This window comes from Mesorhizobium sp. P2_E10 (assembly GCF_056404235.1).
Window position 1 is genome coordinate 45,324 of sequence record NZ_JBFUEK010000016.1, and the last position, 18,881, is coordinate 64,204.

Annotated in this window: 23 protein-coding genes; 13 read left to right on the forward strand and 10 right to left on the reverse strand. The window is 63.4% G+C overall.

The features are described from left to right. Nucleotides 1-92: 92 nt before the first annotated feature. From AC1D0N_RS27320 to AC1D0N_RS27330, 3 genes are all read left to right on the forward strand, one after another. Complete coding sequence (locus AC1D0N_RS27320; RefSeq protein WP_477249188.1) at nucleotides 93-1,001, forward strand: ribokinase; 909 nt, start codon at nucleotides 93-95, stop codon at nucleotides 999-1,001. A 5-nt stretch (nucleotides 1,002-1,006) separates the two neighbouring features. Then, entirely contained in the window at nucleotides 1,007-2,455 is a 1,449-nt protein-coding gene (locus tag AC1D0N_RS27325) for an amidase (protein WP_477249252.1), read from the forward strand. Nucleotides 2,456-2,565: 110 nt separating this feature from the next. After that, nucleotides 2,566-3,180, forward strand: coding sequence for a LysE family translocator (locus AC1D0N_RS27330; RefSeq protein ID WP_477249190.1), 615 nt, complete (start codon nucleotides 2,566-2,568; stop codon nucleotides 3,178-3,180). Between the two features lie 158 nt (nucleotides 3,181-3,338). On the opposite strand, the gene AC1D0N_RS27335 is transcribed toward AC1D0N_RS27330, so the two are convergent. Then, nucleotides 3,339-4,280 (reverse strand): nucleoside hydrolase, encoded by a 942-nt coding sequence (locus AC1D0N_RS27335; protein WP_477249192.1) that lies wholly within the window; start codon nucleotides 4,278-4,280, stop codon nucleotides 3,339-3,341. Between the two features lie 144 nt (nucleotides 4,281-4,424). Here AC1D0N_RS27335 and AC1D0N_RS27340 point away from each other — a divergent pair, with 144 nt between their 5' ends. Both AC1D0N_RS27340 and AC1D0N_RS27345 read left to right on the forward strand, forming a co-directional pair. Beyond that, on the forward strand, nucleotides 4,425-4,850 hold the full coding sequence (locus tag AC1D0N_RS27340; protein WP_352935401.1) for an Hsp20 family protein: 426 nt from the start codon (nucleotides 4,425-4,427) through the stop codon (nucleotides 4,848-4,850). A gap of 76 nt (nucleotides 4,851-4,926) precedes the next feature. Then, a complete protein-coding gene (locus AC1D0N_RS27345) occupies nucleotides 4,927-5,184 on the forward strand; it encodes a BQ00720 family protein (RefSeq protein ID WP_477249194.1) in 258 nt (85 codons plus the stop codon). Between the two features lie 87 nt (nucleotides 5,185-5,271). Here the strand turns inward: AC1D0N_RS27345 and ptsN are convergent, their stop codons facing one another. The 6 genes from ptsN to lptC all read right to left on the reverse strand — a co-directional run bounded on the left by ptsN (nucleotide 5,272) and on the right by lptC (nucleotide 10,518). Then, complete coding sequence (ptsN, locus tag AC1D0N_RS27350; protein WP_477249196.1) at nucleotides 5,272-5,736, reverse strand: PTS IIA-like nitrogen regulatory protein PtsN; 465 nt, start codon at nucleotides 5,734-5,736, stop codon at nucleotides 5,272-5,274. A gap of 103 nt (nucleotides 5,737-5,839) precedes the next feature. Further along, nucleotides 5,840-6,424 carry a ribosome hibernation-promoting factor, HPF/YfiA family gene (hpf, locus tag AC1D0N_RS27355; protein ID WP_477249198.1) on the reverse strand — a complete coding sequence of 195 codons (585 nt, stop codon included), beginning with the start codon at nucleotides 6,422-6,424 and terminating at the stop codon, nucleotides 5,840-5,842. Nucleotides 6,425-6,692: 268 nt separating this feature from the next. Further along, a complete protein-coding gene (gene rpoN, locus AC1D0N_RS27360; RefSeq protein WP_477249199.1) occupies nucleotides 6,693-8,219 on the reverse strand; it encodes an RNA polymerase factor sigma-54 in 1,527 nt (508 codons plus the stop codon). Between the two features lie 199 nt (nucleotides 8,220-8,418). Further along, nucleotides 8,419-9,237, reverse strand: coding sequence for an LPS export ABC transporter ATP-binding protein (gene lptB, locus AC1D0N_RS27365; protein ID WP_477249201.1), 819 nt, complete (start codon nucleotides 9,235-9,237; stop codon nucleotides 8,419-8,421). Continuing rightward, the gene (locus AC1D0N_RS27370; protein ID WP_477249202.1) at nucleotides 9,237-9,818 is read right to left on the reverse strand and encodes an LptA/OstA family protein; all 582 of its coding nucleotides are present in this window, start codon (nucleotides 9,816-9,818) and stop codon (nucleotides 9,237-9,239) included. The genes lptB and AC1D0N_RS27370 overlap by 1 nt, the downstream gene beginning before the upstream one ends. After that, nucleotides 9,805-10,518 (reverse strand): LPS export ABC transporter periplasmic protein LptC, encoded by a 714-nt coding sequence (lptC, locus tag AC1D0N_RS27375; protein WP_477249203.1) that lies wholly within the window; start codon nucleotides 10,516-10,518, stop codon nucleotides 9,805-9,807. The genes AC1D0N_RS27370 and lptC overlap by 14 nt, the downstream gene beginning before the upstream one ends. Before the next feature lie 304 nt (nucleotides 10,519-10,822). On the opposite strand from lptC, the gene sppA reads away from it, so the two are divergent. From sppA to lhpI, 4 genes are all read left to right on the forward strand, one after another. Then, nucleotides 10,823-11,782, forward strand: coding sequence for a signal peptide peptidase SppA (gene sppA, locus AC1D0N_RS27380; RefSeq protein ID WP_477249204.1), 960 nt, complete (start codon nucleotides 10,823-10,825; stop codon nucleotides 11,780-11,782). A 79-nt stretch (nucleotides 11,783-11,861) separates the two neighbouring features. Then, nucleotides 11,862-12,146 carry an integration host factor subunit beta gene (locus AC1D0N_RS27385; protein WP_006200394.1) on the forward strand — a complete coding sequence of 95 codons (285 nt, stop codon included), beginning with the start codon at nucleotides 11,862-11,864 and terminating at the stop codon, nucleotides 12,144-12,146. 62 nt (nucleotides 12,147-12,208) lie between these two features. After that, complete coding sequence (locus tag AC1D0N_RS27390; protein ID WP_477249206.1) at nucleotides 12,209-12,553, forward strand: DUF1049 domain-containing protein; 345 nt, start codon at nucleotides 12,209-12,211, stop codon at nucleotides 12,551-12,553. A gap of 34 nt (nucleotides 12,554-12,587) precedes the next feature. Continuing rightward, nucleotides 12,588-13,553 carry a bifunctional Delta(1)-pyrroline-2-carboxylate/Delta(1)-piperideine-2-carboxylate reductase gene (gene lhpI, locus AC1D0N_RS27395; protein WP_477249207.1) on the forward strand — a complete coding sequence of 322 codons (966 nt, stop codon included), beginning with the start codon at nucleotides 12,588-12,590 and terminating at the stop codon, nucleotides 13,551-13,553. On the opposite strand, the gene AC1D0N_RS27400 is transcribed toward lhpI, so the two are convergent. From AC1D0N_RS27400 to AC1D0N_RS27410, 3 genes are all read right to left on the reverse strand, one after another. Further along, nucleotides 13,543-13,983 (reverse strand): EVE domain-containing protein, encoded by a 441-nt coding sequence (locus AC1D0N_RS27400; RefSeq protein WP_477249208.1) that lies wholly within the window; start codon nucleotides 13,981-13,983, stop codon nucleotides 13,543-13,545. The genes lhpI and AC1D0N_RS27400 overlap by 11 nt on opposite strands. Further along, complete coding sequence (locus AC1D0N_RS27405) at nucleotides 13,980-14,375, reverse strand: VOC family protein (protein ID WP_477249210.1); 396 nt, start codon at nucleotides 14,373-14,375, stop codon at nucleotides 13,980-13,982. The genes AC1D0N_RS27400 and AC1D0N_RS27405 overlap by 4 nt, the downstream gene beginning before the upstream one ends. Nucleotides 14,376-14,516: 141 nt before the next feature. Further along, complete coding sequence (locus AC1D0N_RS27410; RefSeq protein ID WP_477249212.1) at nucleotides 14,517-15,203, reverse strand: helix-turn-helix transcriptional regulator; 687 nt, start codon at nucleotides 15,201-15,203, stop codon at nucleotides 14,517-14,519. 141 nt (nucleotides 15,204-15,344) lie between these two features. On the opposite strand from AC1D0N_RS27410, the gene AC1D0N_RS27415 reads away from it, so the two are divergent. The 4 genes from AC1D0N_RS27415 to acuI all read left to right on the forward strand — a co-directional run bounded on the left by AC1D0N_RS27415 (nucleotide 15,345) and on the right by acuI (nucleotide 18,817). Continuing rightward, nucleotides 15,345-16,406, forward strand: coding sequence for an RsmD family RNA methyltransferase (locus AC1D0N_RS27415; protein WP_477249214.1), 1,062 nt, complete (start codon nucleotides 15,345-15,347; stop codon nucleotides 16,404-16,406). Continuing rightward, entirely contained in the window at nucleotides 16,406-17,263 is an 858-nt protein-coding gene (locus AC1D0N_RS27420) for a TrmH family RNA methyltransferase (protein ID WP_477249216.1), read from the forward strand. Before AC1D0N_RS27415 ends, AC1D0N_RS27420 begins: the two co-directional genes overlap by 1 nt. Further along, on the forward strand, nucleotides 17,260-17,748 hold the full coding sequence (lspA, locus tag AC1D0N_RS27425) for a signal peptidase II (RefSeq protein ID WP_477249218.1): 489 nt from the start codon (nucleotides 17,260-17,262) through the stop codon (nucleotides 17,746-17,748). The genes AC1D0N_RS27420 and lspA overlap by 4 nt, the downstream gene beginning before the upstream one ends. 79 nt (nucleotides 17,749-17,827) lie before the next feature. Next, nucleotides 17,828-18,817 (forward strand): acrylyl-CoA reductase (NADPH), encoded by a 990-nt coding sequence (gene acuI / locus AC1D0N_RS27430; protein ID WP_477249219.1) that lies wholly within the window; start codon nucleotides 17,828-17,830, stop codon nucleotides 18,815-18,817. Nucleotides 18,818-18,881 lie beyond the last annotated feature (64 nt).

An 18,881-nucleotide genomic window follows, 5' to 3' on the forward strand; every position in this document is an offset into this window, starting at 1 on the left:
TGGCGCAATGACAGAGCGCTGGCACATCAGCAGGCTCTGGAAAGCAGCGATCTTACAGGATAGCTTCCCGCGCATTCATGAGGAGGCATTCCTTGATCATCGTCATCGGCTCGATCAATCTCGATCTTATCGCCAAGGTCGACCGCTTGCCCGCACCCGGCGAGACGGTTCGCGGCTCCGGTTTCACCACCGCTCCTGGCGGCAAGGGCGCCAACCAGGCGCTGGCCGCCGCGCGAGCCGGCGCCAAGGTGCGCATGGTTGGTGCGGTCGGCAAGGATAATTTCGCCACCGAGGCGCTGGCGCTGCTGCGCATCGGCAAGGTCGATCTGTCCGGCGTCGGTGAAACCTTCGCCTCGACCGGCACGGCGCTGATCATGGTCGGCGACGACGGCGAGAACATCATTGCCGTCGCGCCCGGCGCCAATGATTCGGTTGTGCCTGGCGATCTTGCCAAGGCTTTCCTCGGAAAGGGCGATGTCGCGCTGCTGCAGCACGAAATCCCGCTGCAGACAGTCGATGCAGCACTTGACGCCGCTCGAGCGGCAGGCGCGATCACCGTGCTCAACACAGCCCCCTTCCGCGGCGAGGCGGCCGCTCTCCTCGCAAAGGCCGACTATGTCGTCGCCAATGAAACCGAATTCGACCTCTACGGCGAAGCACTGTCGTTGAAAGGCCGCGACCGCCCGGCGCGGATGCGCGACTTTGCCGGCAAGACCGGCCGCACCATCGTCGTCACGCTCGGCGGCGATGGCGTGCTAGCCGCAACGCCGGATGATTTCCTGACCGTTCCGGCGCTGAAAATCACCCCGGTTGATACGGTCGGCGCCGGCGACACTTTCTGCGGCTATTTCGCCGCCGGCCTGTCATCCGGCCTGGCGCTCGAACAGTCGCTCGCTCGTGCGGCAGCCGCCGGGTCGCTCGCCTGCCTTAAGCCCGGCGCCCAGCCGGCGATCCCGCTGGCGGCGGACGTCGACGCCGCCTTGCAGGCTGCCAAAGCGTGATCGCCATGCGTCCGGCCACCAAACACGCCGTGCCGCCCGCCGGCGATATCTGTCGCCTGTCGGCGGTGGCGCTCGCCGACGCGATCAGCCACCGCCGTCTGTCGGTGCACGAGGTGGTCGCGGCCTTCCTCGACCGCATCGAAGCCGTGAACCCAATGGTCAACGCCATCGTCTCGCTGCGCGACCGCGGCGACATTTTGCGCGAGGCCGACAAGGCCGACGCCCATCTGGCGAATGGAGGGGATGCCGGCCCCCTGTTCGGCCTACCGATCGCTATAAAAGACCTCGCCATGACCAAGGGGCTGAGGACCAGTTTCGGCTCGCCGATCTTCGCCGATTTCGTGCCGCAGGAGGATGATTTCTTCGTCGAGCGCATCCGCAAGGCCGGCGCCATCATCATCGGCAAGACCAACGTTCCCGAATTCGGCCTTGGCTCCAACACCTACAACAACGTGTTCGGCCCGACGCTGAACGCTTTCGATCCGGCCTTGACCGCCGGCGGCTCGAGCGGCGGTGCGGCTGTCGCGCTGGCGCTCGACATGGTTCCCGTCGCCGACGGCAGCGACTTTGGCGGCTCGCTGCGCAATCCGGCTGCCTGGAACAATGTCTACGGTTTTCGCCCCTCGCAGGGACTTGTTCCCGGCGGACCGGATCTTGAGGTCTTTCATGCCCAGATGGGCATCGACGGGCCGATGGGCCGCAACATCGGTGACATGGCGCTGCTGCTCGATGTGCAGGCGGGTTATCATCCGCAAGCGCCCTTGTCCTGGGAAAAGCCGGGCTCCTTCCTCGACGGAGTCGCCACGCCGGCAAGCGGCGGCCGCGTCGCCTGGCTTGGCGACCTCGGCGGTCATCTACCGATCGAGCCTGGCATCCTCGATCTGTGCGAGGCATCACTCGGCCGCTTCGCGGAAGCGTCCTTCCTGACCGAACCGCTGCTTCCGGATTTCGATTTTGAAGCGCTGTGGCAAGCCTTCGTGACGCTACGCCAGGCGACCAGCGGCTCGGCGCTGAAGATCCACTATGACGACCCGCACAAGCGCACCCTGCTCAAGCCGGAAGCCGTCTGGGAGGTCGAGAACGCCATGCGGCTGACAGCGCCGCAGATCCGCGCAGCCTCGGTTGTCCGCACCTCTTGGCATAAGATGCTGCTGTCGCTGTTCGAGCGCTTCGACCTCATCGCGCTGCCGACCGCGCAGGTGTTTCCTTTCGACGTCGCCACGCACTGGCCAAGGGAAGTGGCAGGACGTGCCATGGACAGCTACCACCGCTGGATGCAGGTCTCGGCCTTTGCCACGCTGGGCGGCTGTCCGGCGGTCAACGTGCCGGTCGGTTTCGACGACCAGGGCCGGCCGATGGGCATGCAACTGATCGGGCGGCCGCGTGGCGATCTTGCCGTGCTGAGAGCAGCTGCGGCCTACGAAGCGACGCTGCCATGGCAGGCCGGCGCCTGAACAGGCCAGTATTGTCGGCGACATGTCCCGCCGGCTTGCACCGGCATCGCCGTCATGTTTTGATCGTGGCTCGCCGCATCGAAGAGCGGCACTTTGTCGAGGAATCCCCCATGTCGCTGGAACTCTACGCTGCCTACCTTCTCGCTTGCCTTGTGATCATCCTGGTGCCGGGACCGACGGTCACTTTGATCATCGCCAACAGCATCCGCCATGGCTCGCGCGCCGGCCTCGCCAACGTCGCCGGCACGCAGGCCGGGCTTGCCATAATGATCGCTATTGTCGGCATCGGCCTCAACACGCTGATCACGGGCATGGGCCACTGGTTCGAATGGGTGCGCCTGATCGGCGCCGCCTACCTGATCTGGATGGGCGTGCAGATGTTCCGCTCCAAGGGCACGCTGAATGCCGACGGATCGGCCAGGAAGCCGCGCGGCGGCTTCTTCCTGCAAGGCCTGCTGGTGGCGCTCAGCAACCCCAAGACGCTGGTCTTCTTCGGCGCCTTCTTCCCGCAGTTCATCGCCCCTCAGGGCAATTACACGCTGCAGATCGTGGTCATGGGCCTCACCGCCATGATCTTCGCCGCCGTCTCGGATTCGACCTATGCGCTCGCCTCCGCCCGCGCCGGCCGCCTGCTGTCGGCCAGCCGCATCAAGCTGATGTCCAGGATCAGCGGCAGCTTCCTGGTCGGCGGCGGCCTCTGGCTGGCCTTTTCAAAGGCGAAGTAAGGGCCTCTTCCCTCACCCCGTTTACGGGGAGAGGGTGGTCGCGCAGCGACCGGGTGAGGGGCAGCGCCGGGGTTGGAGGCAAAAATATCAGCGTTTGCGCCGCCCCTCATCCCCCTGCGGGACCTTCTCCCCGTAAACGGGGAGAAGGAAAAGCGGCCCTAAAGCCGCCCCAACCTTTCCACCAGCAAGGCGAAAAAGGCGTCATGGTCGATGTCGCGCATTACCATGGCGTTCTTCGGCCGCTTGGTGACGCCCCACCAGTCGATCACGGTCATGCCCATGGTGAGCTCCGAGGCTGTTTCCACCGTGACGTTGCAGTTGCGGCCCTTGAACAGCTCCGGCTTCAGCAGATAGGCGATGACGCACGGGTCGTGCAGCGGCCCGCCATCGGTGCCGTATTTCTCCTCGTCGAAGCGTTCGAAGAATTCGAGCATGTCGGCGGTGGCATTGCCGACCCTGGTGCCGAGCGTGCGAAAGGCCTGCGTGCGCTTGGCCGTGGTCAGCGCCTTGTGGGTGACGTCGAGCGGCATCATGACGATCGGAATGCCGGATTTGAACACGATATCGGCGGCATGCGGGTCGACATAAATGTTGAATTCGGCGGTCGGGGTGACGTTGCCGCCTTCGAAGAAACCACCGCCCATCAGCACGATTTCCTTGATGCGCGGCGCGATCTTGGGCTCGCGGATCAGCGCCAGCGCAATGTTGGTGAGTGGCCCGAGGGCACATAGTGTGATCGTGCCGCTCGGTTCTTTCATCAGCGTCTCGACGATGAAATCGACCGCGTACTGGTCCTGCAGCGGCATTGTTGGTTCGGCAAGCTGCGGTCCGTTGAGGCCGGTCTTGCCATGCACTTCCTCGGCGGTCACGAGCTGACGTGCCAGCGGCCGGATGGCGCCGGCATAGACCTTGATGTCAGGCCGGCCTGCCAGTTCGCAGATCTTGCGCGCGTTCTTCTCGGTGAGCTTCAGCGGCACGTTGCCGGCAACAGCAGTGATGCCGACGATCTCCAGCTCAGTGCTGCCGAGTGCCAGCAATATGGCGACGGCATCGTCCTGGCCGGGATCCGTGTCGATGATGATCCTGTGGGTATGGGGCATTTCATTTCCTTGTCTGGGGAGTCTTTTTGGGCGGGGTTTTTTGACGGCTTGAACTTGGCCGCGGCGCGGACCATATCAAGACCATCGGGAAAAATGCCATCCGGGTTTTTCCACTTTATGTCGCTCCAAAGAGGACAGTGTAACATGAGCCGAATGACGCCCTTTTCCAGCCCGCTTCTCTTGGGCTTCGACGCCATGGAAAAGACCCTTGAGCGTCTGGCAAAATCGGGTGACAGCTATCCTCCTTACAACATCGAGCGCCTCAGCGGTGCCGACGGCAAGGCCGAAAGGCTGCGTATCACACTCGCTGTCGCCGGTTTCGCGGAAAGCGATCTCGATGTCACCACGGAGGAGAACCAGTTGGTCGTGCGCGGCCGTCAGAACGACGACACCGAGCGCGAATTCCTTCACCGCGGCATCGCCGCGCGCCAGTTCCAGCGCTGTTTCGTGCTGGCCGACGGCATGCGGGTGATCGCGGCGGAGCTGAAGAACGGTCTTTTGTCGATCGACCTCGATCGGCCGGAGTCCGAACGGCTGGTACGGAAAATAAACATATCGGTGAAAGACTGATCTTTACCGATGGCTCTCATGCGGGATGGCCTGTTGCCCCGGAAAAGGGCGGCGTCTCGCGCCAAGGAGGCTTGAAATGCCCAGAACTCACGAAAATATCGCCATGACCAGCGGCGAATTCGCCCATCTCGGCGAAGGCTCGGTCGCCTATCTCCGGAAAGTGTCGAGCGACGATTTGCTCGGTCGCTTCCCTGGCCTTGGTGAAATCGAACCCGGCATGGAGCTGTGGGCGCTGTTTGCCGCCAACGGCCAGCCGATCCTGCTTTCCGACGCGCGCGACCGCGCTTTGGCCGGCGCCATGGAAAACGATCTGACCACCGTCGCCATTCACTAAAGCGACTAGGTTGGCTGAAACGGATAGGGCCGCTCAAGGCGGCCCCCGACAAACTTAGTCCAAAAGCAGACTTAATCCGAAAAAACGTCAGGCTGCGTGCGAGGCCTGTGTGTCCGACAGCAGCGCGTGGATTGCCACGGCGTCGCGCGTGCCCCTGACCTTGGCCACCGTGTCGGCATCGCGCAACACCCGCGCGATGCGTGACAAGGCCTTGAGGTGGTCGGCACCCGCCCCTTCCGGGGCCAGCAGCAGGAACACAAGGTCGACCGGCTGGTCGTCCAGCGCCTCGAAATCGACCGGCGTCTCCAGCCGGGCAAACACCCCGGCAATTCGCTTCACCCCGGCCAGCTTGCCGTGCGGAATTGCGATGCCGTTGCCGACGCCGGTGGAGCCCAGCCGTTCGCGCTGCAGGATCGTGTCGAACACCTCCCGCTCCGGAATACCCGAAATTGCCGCCGCCCTTTCGGAGAGCAATTGCAGCAGCTGCTTCTTCGAGTTCGCCTTCAACGCCGGCATGATCGCCGGAACGTTGATAAGATCGCTCAGATCCATGCTTGAAATTCCCTTGTTCGCCTGCCGTCGCCAGTCCTCGCCCCTCGCGCGGCTGGCTTCTATCTCTGTGCGACTATTGTCGTCACCTGCGCGACCATTGTGGTCACGCCTGCGCGACTTTGGTCGTGGACGGGTCGATCCAGCCGATATTTCCGTCTGGCCGGCGATAGACGATGTTGAGATGATCGTTTCCGGCGTTGCGGAAAACGAAGACCGGGGTGTCCTTGGTGTCGAGCTCGATCACCGCTGACGCCACCGACATGGTCTGCAGCGTCATGGTTGATTCGGCAACGATGGCTGGCGCGAAATTCTCCGGAATGTCCTCGTCGTCATCGGCGAGCGGCGCCATCACCGTGTAGGCGATGTCGGTCGGCTCGCCATTGGAGGCCCCCGAATTGTGCGATTTCAGCCGGCGCTTGTAGCGTCGAAGGCGGGTTTCGAGGCGGTCGGCGGCGGCCTCGAAGGCAAGCGTCGGATCCTGGGCATCGCCGGTTGCCTGCAGCGAAGCACCGGAATCCAGCCTGATCATGCAATCGGCCGAATAGCGCGACCCCGATTTGATGACGGTGACGTGCCCCGAAAAGCCCCGATCGAAATATTTTCCGATCGCCTCGCCGACACGGTCGGTGATGCGCGTACGAAACGCATCGCCGATATCCATATGTTTTCCCGATATGCGCAGCTTCATCTGAAAACTGACCTTCCTTGCTCAGGCTTCAAACTGGCCCGAGTTTATACTCGTGGTCCGTGCGCACAAGCTTTGCGGCGTCACTCGCGCCGATTTTAAATCCGGACTTTCCGATTGATCACAAGCCGCCTCTTGGCCGTCCCGTGGCCTACGTCGTGACGGACCATTTGCATGCGGGCAATCCAGCCCGTCTCATGCGGGCGGGCTTCTAGCCACTTCATTGCAGCTTGTCAATGAAGCGCAAAAACCGTGGAAATTCAGTCGGCATTCAGCGGCCGGCGCTGGCCAGCGCGCGCTTTTCGCGCCGCCGCTGCACCGAGGACGGAATGTTCATGCCTTCCCGGTACTTGGCGACCGTGCGCCGGGCGATATCGACGCCATTTTCGCGCAACATATCCACAATCGCGTCGTCGGAAAGCACGTCGACGGGTTTTTCCTCGTCGATCAGCTGTTTGATGCGATCGCGCACCGCTTCCGACGAATGCGCATCGCCGCCGCCCGACGCTGCGATAGAGGCGGTGAAGAAATAGCGCAGTTCGAACACACCGCGCGGCGTCAGCATGTATTTGTTGGCCGTGACCCGGCTGACCGTCGACTCGTGCATGCCGATGGCGTCGGCCACCGTGCGCAGGTTGAGCGGCCTGAGGTGACGCACGCCATGCATGAGAAACGCATCCTGCTGGCGCACGATTTCCGAGGCGACCTTGAGGATGGTCTTGGCCCGCTGGTCGAGGCTGCGCGTCAGCCAGTTGGCATTTTGCAGGCACTCGGCCAGAAAATCCCGTTCCGTCTGGTTTTTTGCCTGCGGCGAAACCTGGGCGAAATAAATGTGGTCGACCAGCACGCGCGGCAGCGTTTCGGCGTTAAGTTCCACCGTCCAGCTGCCATCGTTTGCCGCCCGCACTTCGACATCGGCGACGATGGCGTCGCTGGTGCCGCCCGAAAACGCAGTGCCGGGTCGCGGATCGAGCGCCCGGATTTCGGCCAGCATGTCGAGGAGATCCTCCTCGTCGACGCCGCAAATCCGTTTCAGCGTCTGGAAATCCCGCCGCGCCAGCAGTTCCAGATTGGCAATCAGCGCCTTCATCGCCGGATCGAACCGGTCGCGCACGACCAGCTGCAGCGACAGGCATTCGGCGAGGTCGCGGGCAAACAGGCCGACAGGCTCGAATGTCTGGCAGACCGCCAGTACCTTGGCCACCGTGGCAGCGTCGGTGCCAAGACGGGCCGCGACCTCCTCCATATCGGCGCGCATGTAGCCGGCCTCGTCGAGGCCATCGGCCAACTCGCCGGCAATCAGCCGCTCCGCCGGATCGGCAAAGGCAAGGGCAATCTGCTCGCCGACATGCTCGCGCATGGTGATGGCGGCGGCAGCCATGTCGCCGACGTCGAAGCCTTCGCCCGAGGACGCGGAACTGTTGCCGGCGGCCGATTTCCATTGCGCCGTCAGGTCAGGCCCAAGCCGCTCGCTCGTGCCAGGATCGTCCTGAAACAGGTTTTCCAGCGAGGTATCGAGCTTGTCCGAGATCGCCTCGGCGCTCCATTGCGTCTCGTTCTCGAACCAGTCGCCCTCGGCCGCGGGTTCGGGCGCGGCGTCGGCCTTCTGCGCCTGGTCGCTGGCGGCGTCGTCCTGGGGTTCGGCGCGCTCCAGAAGCGGATTGCGCTCGATCTCATCGTCGATGAAGTGTTCAAGCTCGATATGGGTGAGCTGCAGCAGCCGAATCGACTGCATCAGCTGCGGCGTCATCACCAGCGACTGGGATTGTCGGAACTGTAGTTTGGCAGCCAGCGCCATGGTTCGGTTTCAAACGCCTCGTTTACGCATCCGGAACTGTCGGGACCAATTTTCCCAGCCGGTCATACAAACTGGCCCGGCTTTTGCTTGTCAAGGCAATTGCTAGCAAAAGCCGGTTACCCCGGCGTTAGCGTCGAGAAAAATCGCGAAAAACGATCGAAATTTTCTTGAAAAATCGAATTGGGCGGGGATTTCACGCTTAGAGCGTAAATCCCTCACCGAGATACAGGCGCCGCACATCCGCATTGGCGACCACTTCATCCGCCCGGCCATGCGTCAGCACCTGGCCGGCATGGATGATGTAGGCGCGGTCGATCAGGCCGAGCGTCTCGCGGACATTGTGATCGGTGATGAGCACGCCGATGCCGCGCGCCGTCAGATGGCGCACGAGCTGCTGGATATCGGCGACGGCGATCGGATCGATGCCGGCGAAAGGCTCGTCGAGCAGCATGTAAGCCGGCCGCGTCGCCAGCGCCCGCGCGATTTCAAGCCGTCGCCGCTCGCCGCCGGAAAGCGACATCGACGGCGCCTTGCGCAAATGGCTGATGTGAAATTCCTCGAGCAGTTCGTCCAGCGCCCGCTCGCGCGCCTTGCGGTCCTTTTCGACCACTTCCAGCACGGCGCGGATGTTCTGCTCGACATTGAGGCCGCGGAAGATCGACGCTTCCTGGGGAAGGTAGCCGATGCCGAGGCGGGCGCGGCGATACATCGGCATCGAGGTGACGTCGAAGCCGTCGATCTCGATCGTGCCTTCGTCGACCGGCACCAGTCCGGTGACCATGTAGAAACAGGTCGTCTTGCCGGCGCCGTTGGGCCCGAGCAGACCGACCGCCTCGCCGGCGCGCACGCCGATGGTCACGCCGCTGACCACCTTGCGGCCCTTGTAGCTCTTGGTCAGGCCTTTCGCGATCAAGGTTCCCTTGAACTTTGCCGGATCGACGGTGACCGTGGCCGGTGCCGCAAGCTTGCTGGCGGCCCGCCCTGGAAGACGCGCCATCAGCGATGATACGTCGACCATTAGGGCTTCGCCGCTCCCGACTTCGGCGGCGGCGTGATCGACATGATGACGCGCCCGCCGCAAGCGTCGACCTGGGCCAGGCCGCTCTTCATCTGCACGGTAAGCTTGCAGCCTTTGAGCACGTTGTCGCCCTGAGACAGAACCACTTCCTTGCCGGACAGGACGAGCACTTCGGTTTTCATGTCGAAGGTGCCGCGGTCGCCGGTGGCGATCTGGTCGTTCGATTTGATATAGACCCGGTTGTCGACGTCCAAATGATCGATGTTGGCCGAGCCGGTCATCGCCGAGGCATTGGCGGCGGCGCCCTTGGCGGCGTTCGGATCCTTGACATAGTAGACCGTCATCTTGCCGGCCTTGAGCATGGTCGGCCCCTGAATGACCGTGACATTGCCCGTGAACACCGCGAGGCTGTCCGCCTGGCGGACCTCCAGCTTGTCGCTTTCGATCTGGATCGGCTTGTCGCCGGACAATTGCAGCCCGGACACCTGGCTGGTGCTGGACTGGGCCAGCGATGGCGTCAGCCCAAGCAGCAGCAGCGCCGAAGTTGCGGCCACAAGCCGTGTCGAACTACTGGGCCGCATTCGATTCTCCGCTCTTTGCCTCTGCCGCCTTCAGACTGGCGGGATCGATGTTGACGCGCACTCTGTTTTCGAAGACCAGGACCTTGCCATTGTCCTGGACCGACATCGAATCCGCCGTGATACGCGACCCGCCACGGCTGACGTCGACGGGATCATTCGTCTTCATAGAGCCTTTGCCCATGTCGAGAAAGACCGATTTGAATTTCGCCTCGACGCCATCGGTCGTAGTCACGGTGACATCGCTGGTCAGGTCCATCGTGTTGCCGGCGCGATTGTAGATGCCGCGTGTCGCATTGACCGTTGCCACATTGTCGGCCGTGAGCGGCACTTTGGCATTGATGCCTTCCAGATCGATGATGTCCTGCTTGCCGACGTCCTGGGTGGCGCGCAAGGCTGTCAGCGAATAGGGCAGCTTCTGCTTGGTGAATCCGTTGAGCTTGGGGTTGGCCATCACCAGCTTGCCGTCGGCATAGGCGGTGCCATCGGCCTGCACCCGAACGGAAATGGGAGCCGCAAGGTAGGAGTACACCGGAAAGGCAATGGCGATCAGGGCAGCAGCCAGCGGCACGAGGAACTTCAACACGCGGACGCGGCGCGAATGGCGCTGCGCAAGGCCAAAGGCGTCGACCCGCGCAGTGCCGGGCACCGCAGGAGCCAATACCGTCTCGGCATTGGTCGGTTCATTCGGTCGCGCTAACATAACTGCTTTCTATAAACCCTTGCCCGCCAGACACCGCACATAGGTGGGATGTCGACCTCCGCAAGCAAGCACAAGCGGAGGAAAATCGCAAAAATGTGACGGCTGCTGTTGTACAAACGAAAATGAAGTCAACACAACTGTCCGCACTTCATACCAGATACGGGCGCGCAGCGTTAATTTTTCATCAAATACCGCTTCGCCGGCGTTGACGATCCCGTGTTGGGCGCGCGCCCATCAGGAAACGGTAGCCGGGCGCGGACGCTTGCTCTAAAAGCATCTCTTCCCACCCACCATGAGGCTGACCATGGCACTGAGAGCCGACGACCTGATCGACCGCCGCCGTTTGCGACGCAAGCTGACGTTCTGGCGTGTTGCGGCGTTTGCCGTGGTAGCGGCCGGGCTGATCGCCCTTTCAGCCTGGGTTTATGATGACGACTTCGCCGGCACAGGCGTTAGCCATATCGCCAAGGTCAGGATCGAAGGCACCATCACCGAGGACGAGGAACTGATCAAACGGCTGGAAACCATCCGCCAGTCCTCGACGGTGAAAGGCGTGATCCTGTCGATCGATTCGCCAGGCGGCACCACGGTCGGTGGCGAATCCATTTACGAGGAAGTGCGCAAGCTCGCCGCCGACAAGCCGGTGGTGGCCGAGGTCGGCACGCTCGCCGCGTCCGCCGGCTACATGATCGCAACCGCCACGGACCATATCGTTGCCCGCAAAACCTCGATCGTCGGCTCGATCGGCGTGCTCATCCAGTATCCCGATGTCAGCGGCCTCATGGACAAGCTCGGCATCAAGCTCGAAGAGGTGAAATCTTCACCGCTGAAAGCCTCGCCCTCACCCTTCAAGCCGACCAATGACGACGAGCGCGCCATGGTCCGCAAACTCATCCTCGACAGCTACGATTGGTTCGTCGGCATCGTCGCCGAACGCCGCAAGATGACCCGCGAGCAAGCGCTGGCGCTTGCCGACGGTTCGATCTTCACTGGCCGGCAGGGCGTCGCCAACCGGCTGATCGACGCCGTCGGCGGTGAACAAGAGGCGATCGACTGGCTGGCGACCAAGGGTGTCGATGCCAAGCTCAAGGTGGTGGAATGGAAGAGCACCGAAAAGAGCGGTGGCTTCCTGTTCTCGAAAGCCGTGGCGCAGAACATCGGCAGCGCGCTCGGCCTGCCGGGCGCCAGCGGCGACGTCATTGAGGAACTTGGCGCCGACCGCTTGTTTCTTGACGGTCTCGTTTCCGTCTGGCACCCTTTGTAAGCCTTCTGGGACGAGTGAAAAAAGCAAATAAAATCATCCTCATAATTTCGACCGCAGTGCTTTCACGGGGACCCCTCTCATGATCAAATCCGAACTTGTGCAAATTATTGCCACGCGCAACCCGCATCTTTTCCTGCGCGACGTTGAAAACATCGTCGGCGCTATTTTCGACGAGATCACCGACGCCCTTGCCGAAGGCAACCGGGTCGAACTGCGCGGCTTCGGCGCTTTTTCGGTGAAAAACCGCCCCGCCCGCACCGGGCGCAACCCACGCACCGGCGAATCCGTCGAGGTCGAGGAGAAATGGGTGCCGTTCTTCAAGACCGGCAAGGAGTTGCGCGAAAGGCTGAACGGCGGCAAATAGGCGCCGCGGGTTCATGGGCCATGCCGGCCGTCGGCACGGCCCACCTTTCGACAGGAAATACTATGTTCAATCGCTTTGTTCTCATCGTGGTCTTCGTGCCGCTGGCAATCATCCTGATCGCGCTTGCCGTGGCCAATCGCGAACTGGTTGCCTTCACGCTCGACCCATTCCATCCTGGCAATCCGGCGCTGACGCTGACCTTGCCGCTCTTCATCTACCTGTTCCTCGCGCTCGCCGTCGGCATGATCGTCGGCAGCCTGGCGACCTGGGTCAGGCAGGGCCGCTATCGCAAGCTGGCGCGCCAGCGCGGCGTCGAGGCCGAGAACCTGCGCCAGGCGGTCAGCCGTGCGCCGGCCGCGCCACAAGGCGCGGCCCAAGGGTCTGCCTTGCCGAAACCGACGAATTGAAGCGCCAGATCGCGCTTTCTCCACGGAGTTATTCATGCTGACCATTTCGGCCGCCGAGGTCGACCATGCGCTGACCTTTCCAGGACTGGTCGAGACATTGCGCGTGGCCTTCCGTGACGGTGCGGTGCAGCCGGTCCGTCATCACCACACGGTCGAACGGCCCGATGGCGCGGCCTCGACACTGCTGCTGATGCCGGCCTGGACCGACTTCAACGCCGCCGGCACCTCTGCCGGCGGCCATATCGGCGTCAAGATCGTCACGGTCTCCCCCGACAACAACTCCATCGGCAAGCCTGCAGTGATGGGGCTTTACCTCTTGCTCGACGGCGCCACCGGCGAGCCTGAAGCCTTGATCGACGGCCAGCGGCTGACGCAGTGGCGCACCGCATGCGCCTCGGCGCTGGCCGCCTCCTATCTCGCCCGCAAGGACGCTTCGCGGCTGCTGGTGGTCGGCGCCGGCGCGCTATCGCCGTTTCTGGCCAAGGCGCATTCGGCGGTGCGGCCGATCAAATCCATCCGCATCTGGAACCGCACGCCAGCCAATGCCGAAAAGGTTGCGGCGGATCTGCGCGCCGAAGGTTTTGCCGCTGAAGCCGCGGGCGATCTCGACGCCGAACTCGGCCAGGCCGATATCATCTCGTCGGCCACTATCACCACGACGCCGCTGATCCGGGGCGCGCTGTTGCGGCCGGGAACCCATGTCGATCTGGTCGGCGGCTTCACGCCAACCATGCGCGAAAGCGACGACGATGCCATCGCGCGGGCCTGCGTCTATCTCGACACCCGCGCCGGCGCCACCAAGGAAGCCGGCGACATCGTCCAGCCGCTGGCCTCCGGCGTGCTGAAAGCGGAAGCCATCGTCGCCGACCTGCATGAATTGGCGCGTGGTGAGAGGAAAGGCCGGCAAAGCCCGGACGAGATCACCCTGTTCAAGTCGGTTGGTGCCGCCCTCGAAGACCTCGCCGCCGGCATTGCCGTCTACAAGGCGCTCAAGCGGTAGCATCCTGCTTGATTTCGACCCCCATCGCCTCGGCGATCAGCGAGAAATCACCCTCGCTGACCGCAAACAGGCCGAAACGCAGCTGATAACCCCAGTTCGACTTGCCGGCGGTGAAGTCGAGCCTATCGAGCAGCGGCTTGATCGGCGCCTCTTGCGACTTTGCCCATTCGACGTCACGGCGGTAGGGCGTGAAGCCGCCGCCCATGTCGCCCTGATAGGGCTCGCCTTCGCGCACCGTGCCGATGGCGGTGAACGACTGTAGGCCGTCCTTCTCGCCCAAAATGGTGGTCGGCGAATAGTAGACAATGCCATCGCCGGGTTTGATGCGGCGAAGCGGCGCTGCCTTGCCGTGGTTGACCTGCATAAAGCCGTCGCGTCGGCCGCGCCGCACATGCTCGGCCGAAGCGACCGCGATCCAATGCCCGCTCATTTCTGTTCCCCATTGGCCTGTTCTCCATCGTTCAGCCAATAGACGCGCAGCCGATGATTGTCAGGATCGAGCGCGACGAAAGTGCGGCCGAAATCCATGTCGGTTGGCATCTGCAGGATGTTCAGCCCACGCCCGACCCAATCGGCATGGGTGGCATCGACGGCATCCGGCGTTTCCAGCGCAAAGACGATCTCCGCACCGCCGCCCGCGGCCTCGGCGGCCGGCTCCACCGTATGGCGCGACCAGAGGCCGAGCTTGAAGCCGTTGTCGAGCACGAACAGCACGAAGGTCGGCGACGTCTCGACCGGCTGGCGGCCGAACAGCGCGCTGTAGAAGACGCCGCTCTGCTCGGGCTTGTCGACATAGAGGATGATGAAATTGGGAGTTGTCATTTTCTGCTCTCCAAGGGTTTCGATACGAAGACCATAGGAGATGCTGCTGTCAGATTCTGGCAGCAGCGATCATGGGCAGCTAGAGCATGATCCCGAAAAGTGGGAACCGGTTTTCGGAAAAGATCATGCTCAAACAAGAAGCTAGCGCCGTGGCGCGTCGAGCGTCGCCCGCCATTCCTTCAACAACATTTGGCGGCGGCGCGGATAGCGCGTCTCAGTGACGTTGAGCCCGGAGATGCGATCGGCGCGAAAATGCCTGAAATCCTGCCGCGTCTCGCACCAGGCCACCACCACCCGCACCTTGTCGAAGAAGCCGAGCGCAAACGGCCAGACCATGCGCTGCGAAGCAGCACCGCCGACATCGCGATAGAGAAAGCCGAGCTTGCGTTCGTTGCGGATGGCTTGCCGCACCAGCCCGAGGTCGATGCCCTCGACGGCCTCGATGCGCGGCCCGACGAGCAGCGTCGTCGCATCCAGATCCTCGCGCAGATCGTCCGGCAGCACCGCGGCGATCTTGGCCAGCGCGTCGGTGGCAGCCGCCGAAAGCCGTGAATCCGGCTGCTTGGCGACCCAGCGCGAACCGAGCACGATGGCCTCGATCTCCTCGTCGGTGAACATCAGCGGCGGCAGCATGAAGCCGGGCTTGAGCACATAACCCAGCCCCGCCTCGCCCTCGATCGGCGCGCCCTGTCCCTGCAGCGTGGCAATGTCGCGATAGAGCGTGCGGATCGAGATCCCCATCTCGCAGGCGAGCGTGCGGCCGCTGACCGGCCGGCGATGCCGGCGCAGGATCTGGATCAGGTCGAGCAGGCGTTCAGAACGGGACATGTTTTTCAGATTTGCCCGTTTCTTTCGGCGAGGTCCATTGCACGACGACAGAAACCGGCGCCGAACGCGTGCAGGACCATTTTGTTGCGAAGCAGGTGCCCCTATGTCAAAAGCGGCCACCCGCTCCGGAGATTTTCTTTCTTGAAATCCTTTCGCGACAGAAACCGCGACAACCGCCCGCGTCAGCCCGCAAAGGCTGAACAGTCGCGTCTACGCGAGACTGGCGCAGCGGCAAGGCCACAGACAAAACCGGACGACCGGTCCGACCCCAAATCCGCGCCGCGCGTCCTGTCGCGCCGCCCGGGCGCCCTGCCCTCCGAGCGGCTGCCGCTGATACTCGAAGTGGCGCCCAATCAGGATTATGCGCTGCTCGACAGTGGCGCCGGCCAAAAGCTCGAGCAATACGGTCCCTATCGCATCGTGCGGCCCGAGGGCCAGGCGATCTGGCAAAAGGCGCTGCCGGCAAGGGACTGGGACCGTGCCGACGCGATTTTCACCGGCGACACCGACGAAGAAGGCATCGGCCGCTGGCGCTTCCCCGGAACGCCGCTCGGCGAGACCTGGCCGATGAAGCATGACGGCATCGGCTATCTCGGCCGCTTCACCTCGTTTCGCCATGTCGGCGTCTTCCCCGAGCAGGCCTCGCATTGGGATCACATGGCCGCATTGATCGCGGCGGCAAAGCGGCCGGTCAAGGTGCTGAACCTGTTCGGCTACACTGGCCTTGCCTCGCTGGTGGCGGCTCGCGCCGGCGCCGAGGTCACCCATGTCGATGCCTCCAAGAAGGCGATCGGCTGGGCCCGCGAGAACCAGGAGATGGCCGGCCTCGGCAGCAAGCCGATCCGCTGGATCGTCGACGACGCCATGAAATTCGTCGAGCGTGAGGAGCGCCGCGGCAGCCGTTACGACATCATCCTGTTCGACCCGCCGGCCTATGGCCGCGGCCCCAAGGGCGAGGTCTGGCAATTGTTCGAGGATCTGCCAGCGCTCACCGACCTCTGCCGCGCGATCCTGACGCCGAAACCGCTGGCTGTGGTGTTGACCGCCTATTCGATCCGCGCCTCCTTCTTCGCCATCCATGCCTTGCTGCGCGACACCTTTGCCGGCATGGGCGGTACGGTCGAATCCGGCGAACTGATCATCCGCGAGAAGTCGGCCGGCCGCGCGCTGTCGACCTCGCTGTTTTCGCGCTGGGTGGCCTGATGAACGAGCGGCACGCAGGCGCACCGGGGCAGGTCAAGGAAGTCACCAGCCTCGCCAACCCGCTGATCAAGGACATCAAGGCGCTGGCGCAGAAGAAATTCCGCGACCAGCAGAACGCCTTCATGGCCGAAGGGCTGAAACTGGTCATCGACGCGCTCGACCTCGGCTGGTCGATCAAGACGCTGGTCTTCGCCAAGGCCGGGCGCGGCAATGCGGCCATCGAAAAAGTGGCGGCGCGCACGGTTGCCGCCGGCGGCACCGTGCTCGAAGTGTCGGAAAAGGTGCTGGTCGCCATCACCCGCCGCGACAATCCGCAAATGGTGGTTGGCGTCTTCTCGCAAAAATTCTTGGCGCTGAGGGACATCCGCGCCCACGACGGCGACGTCTGGGTGGCGCTCGACCGGGTGCGCGACCCCGGCAATCTCGGCACCGTCATCCGCACCGTCGATGCCGTCGGCGCCAAAGGCGTCATCCTGGTCGGTGAAACCACCGATCCTTTTTCCGTCGAAACCGTGCGCGCCACCATGGGTTCGATCTTCGCCGTGCCGGTGACCAAAGCCACGCCGGAAGCCTTTCTCGCCTGGCGCAACAGCTTTTCAGGCCTCGTCGCCGGCACGCATCTAAAAGGGGCGGTCGACTATCGTTCGGTCGATTTCTCCAGGGGCCCGGTGCTCTTGATGATGGGCAACGAGCAGCAGGGCCTGCCCGACAATCTGGCCGAAAGCTGCGACAGGCTGCTGCGCATTCCGCAGGCGGGCCGCGCCGATTCGCTCAACCTTGCGGTCGCCACCGGCATCATGCTGTTCGAGATCCGGCGCGGCGCGCTGAAGCTTGCCCCTGAGGATACCAAACCGTGAAATCATGGTCCCCCTACGTCCTGCTGACTGTGGCGGCAATCGGCCTCGACCAATGGGTGAAACACCTGGTCGAGACCGGTCTCGCCTTCCAGGAAAAAATCGATCTGGTGCCGTTCCTGGCGCTGTACCGTACCTACAATACCGGCATTGCTTTCTCGATGTTCGAGTCCTTCGGCGACACCGGCCTGGTGGTGATTGCGGTTCTCGTCGTCGCTTTCGTGCTCTATCTCGCGACGCGTACGCCGCCCGCCCACGTGCTTGCCCGCATCGGCTTTGCATTGATCGTCGGCGGCGCGCTCGGCAATCTCATCGACCGTGCCGTCTACGGCCACGTCATCGACTACATCCTGTTCCACACGCCTGTCTGGTCCTTCGCCATCTTCAACCTCGCCGACGCCTTCATTTCGGTCGGCGCGGCGCTGGTCGTCTTCGACGAACTCATCGGCTGGCGGCGCGAAGTGAAGCCGCAAGGTCCGGACGCTTGAACGCCCGGCTCTCTTGAAAGATTGACCGCGCCGGGCTGTCGCCGCACAGTCCACGCACCGCCAGACCGAGGAGACAAAAGTGACCGAGACCTTCAAAGCCATCCTCGTTTCACGCGACGCCGAGAAGAAGCAGTCGGTGGCCGTGACCGACCTCACCGAAGCCGATCTGATGGAAGGCGATGTCACCGTCGCGGTAGAAGCGACGACGGTCAACTACAAGGACGGGCTGGCCATCACCGGCAAGGCGCCGGTGATCCGCCGCTGGCCGTTGGTGCCGGGCATCGATTTCGCCGGCACCGTCATCTCGTCTTCCCATGACGACTGGCGCAAGGGCGACAAGGTAATCTTGAACGGCTGGGGCGTCGGCGAGACGCATTTCGGCGCCTATGCCGGACGCGCCCGCGTCAAGGGCGATTGGCTGGTGCCGCTGCCGGACGGCATGAGCGCGCATGACGCCATGGCAGTCGGCACGGCCGGCTACACGGCCATGCTTTGCGTCATCGCACTGGAGCGGCACGGCATCGTGCCTGATCGCGGCCCGGTGGTGGTGACGGGCGCTGCCGGTGGCGTCGGCTCGGTCGCCGTCTCGATCCTGTCCAGCCTCGGCTATCATGTCATCGCCTCGACCGGCCGCAACGCCGAAAGCCCCTATCTGATCGACCTTGGCGCGGCGGAAGTAATCTCGCGCGACGAGCTCGCCCAACCGGCAAAGCCGCTGGCCAAGGAGCGCTGGGCCGGCGGCATCGATGCGGTCGGCAGCCATACGCTGGCCAATGTGCTGTCGATGACCTCCTATGGCGGCGCGGTCGCCGCCTGCGGCCTGGCCGGCGGCATGGATCTGCCGTCGAGCGTCGCCCCGTTCATCCTGCGCGGTGTTTCGCTGCTCGGCATCGATTCGGTGATGGCGCCGAAGGCGGTCCGCATCGAGGCGTGGCGCCGCATCGGCACCGATCTCGACCTTGAGAAACTCGCCAGCCTGTCCACAACCATTGGCTTCGACGGCATCATCGATGCCGCGCATGACATCGTCGACGGCAAGATCCGCGGTCGCGTCGTGGTGGATATGTAAGGCCCTCAGTGGCATTCCAGGAAAAATGTGAAGCGGTTTTCCGTCCTGAATCGCTCGACCGCTA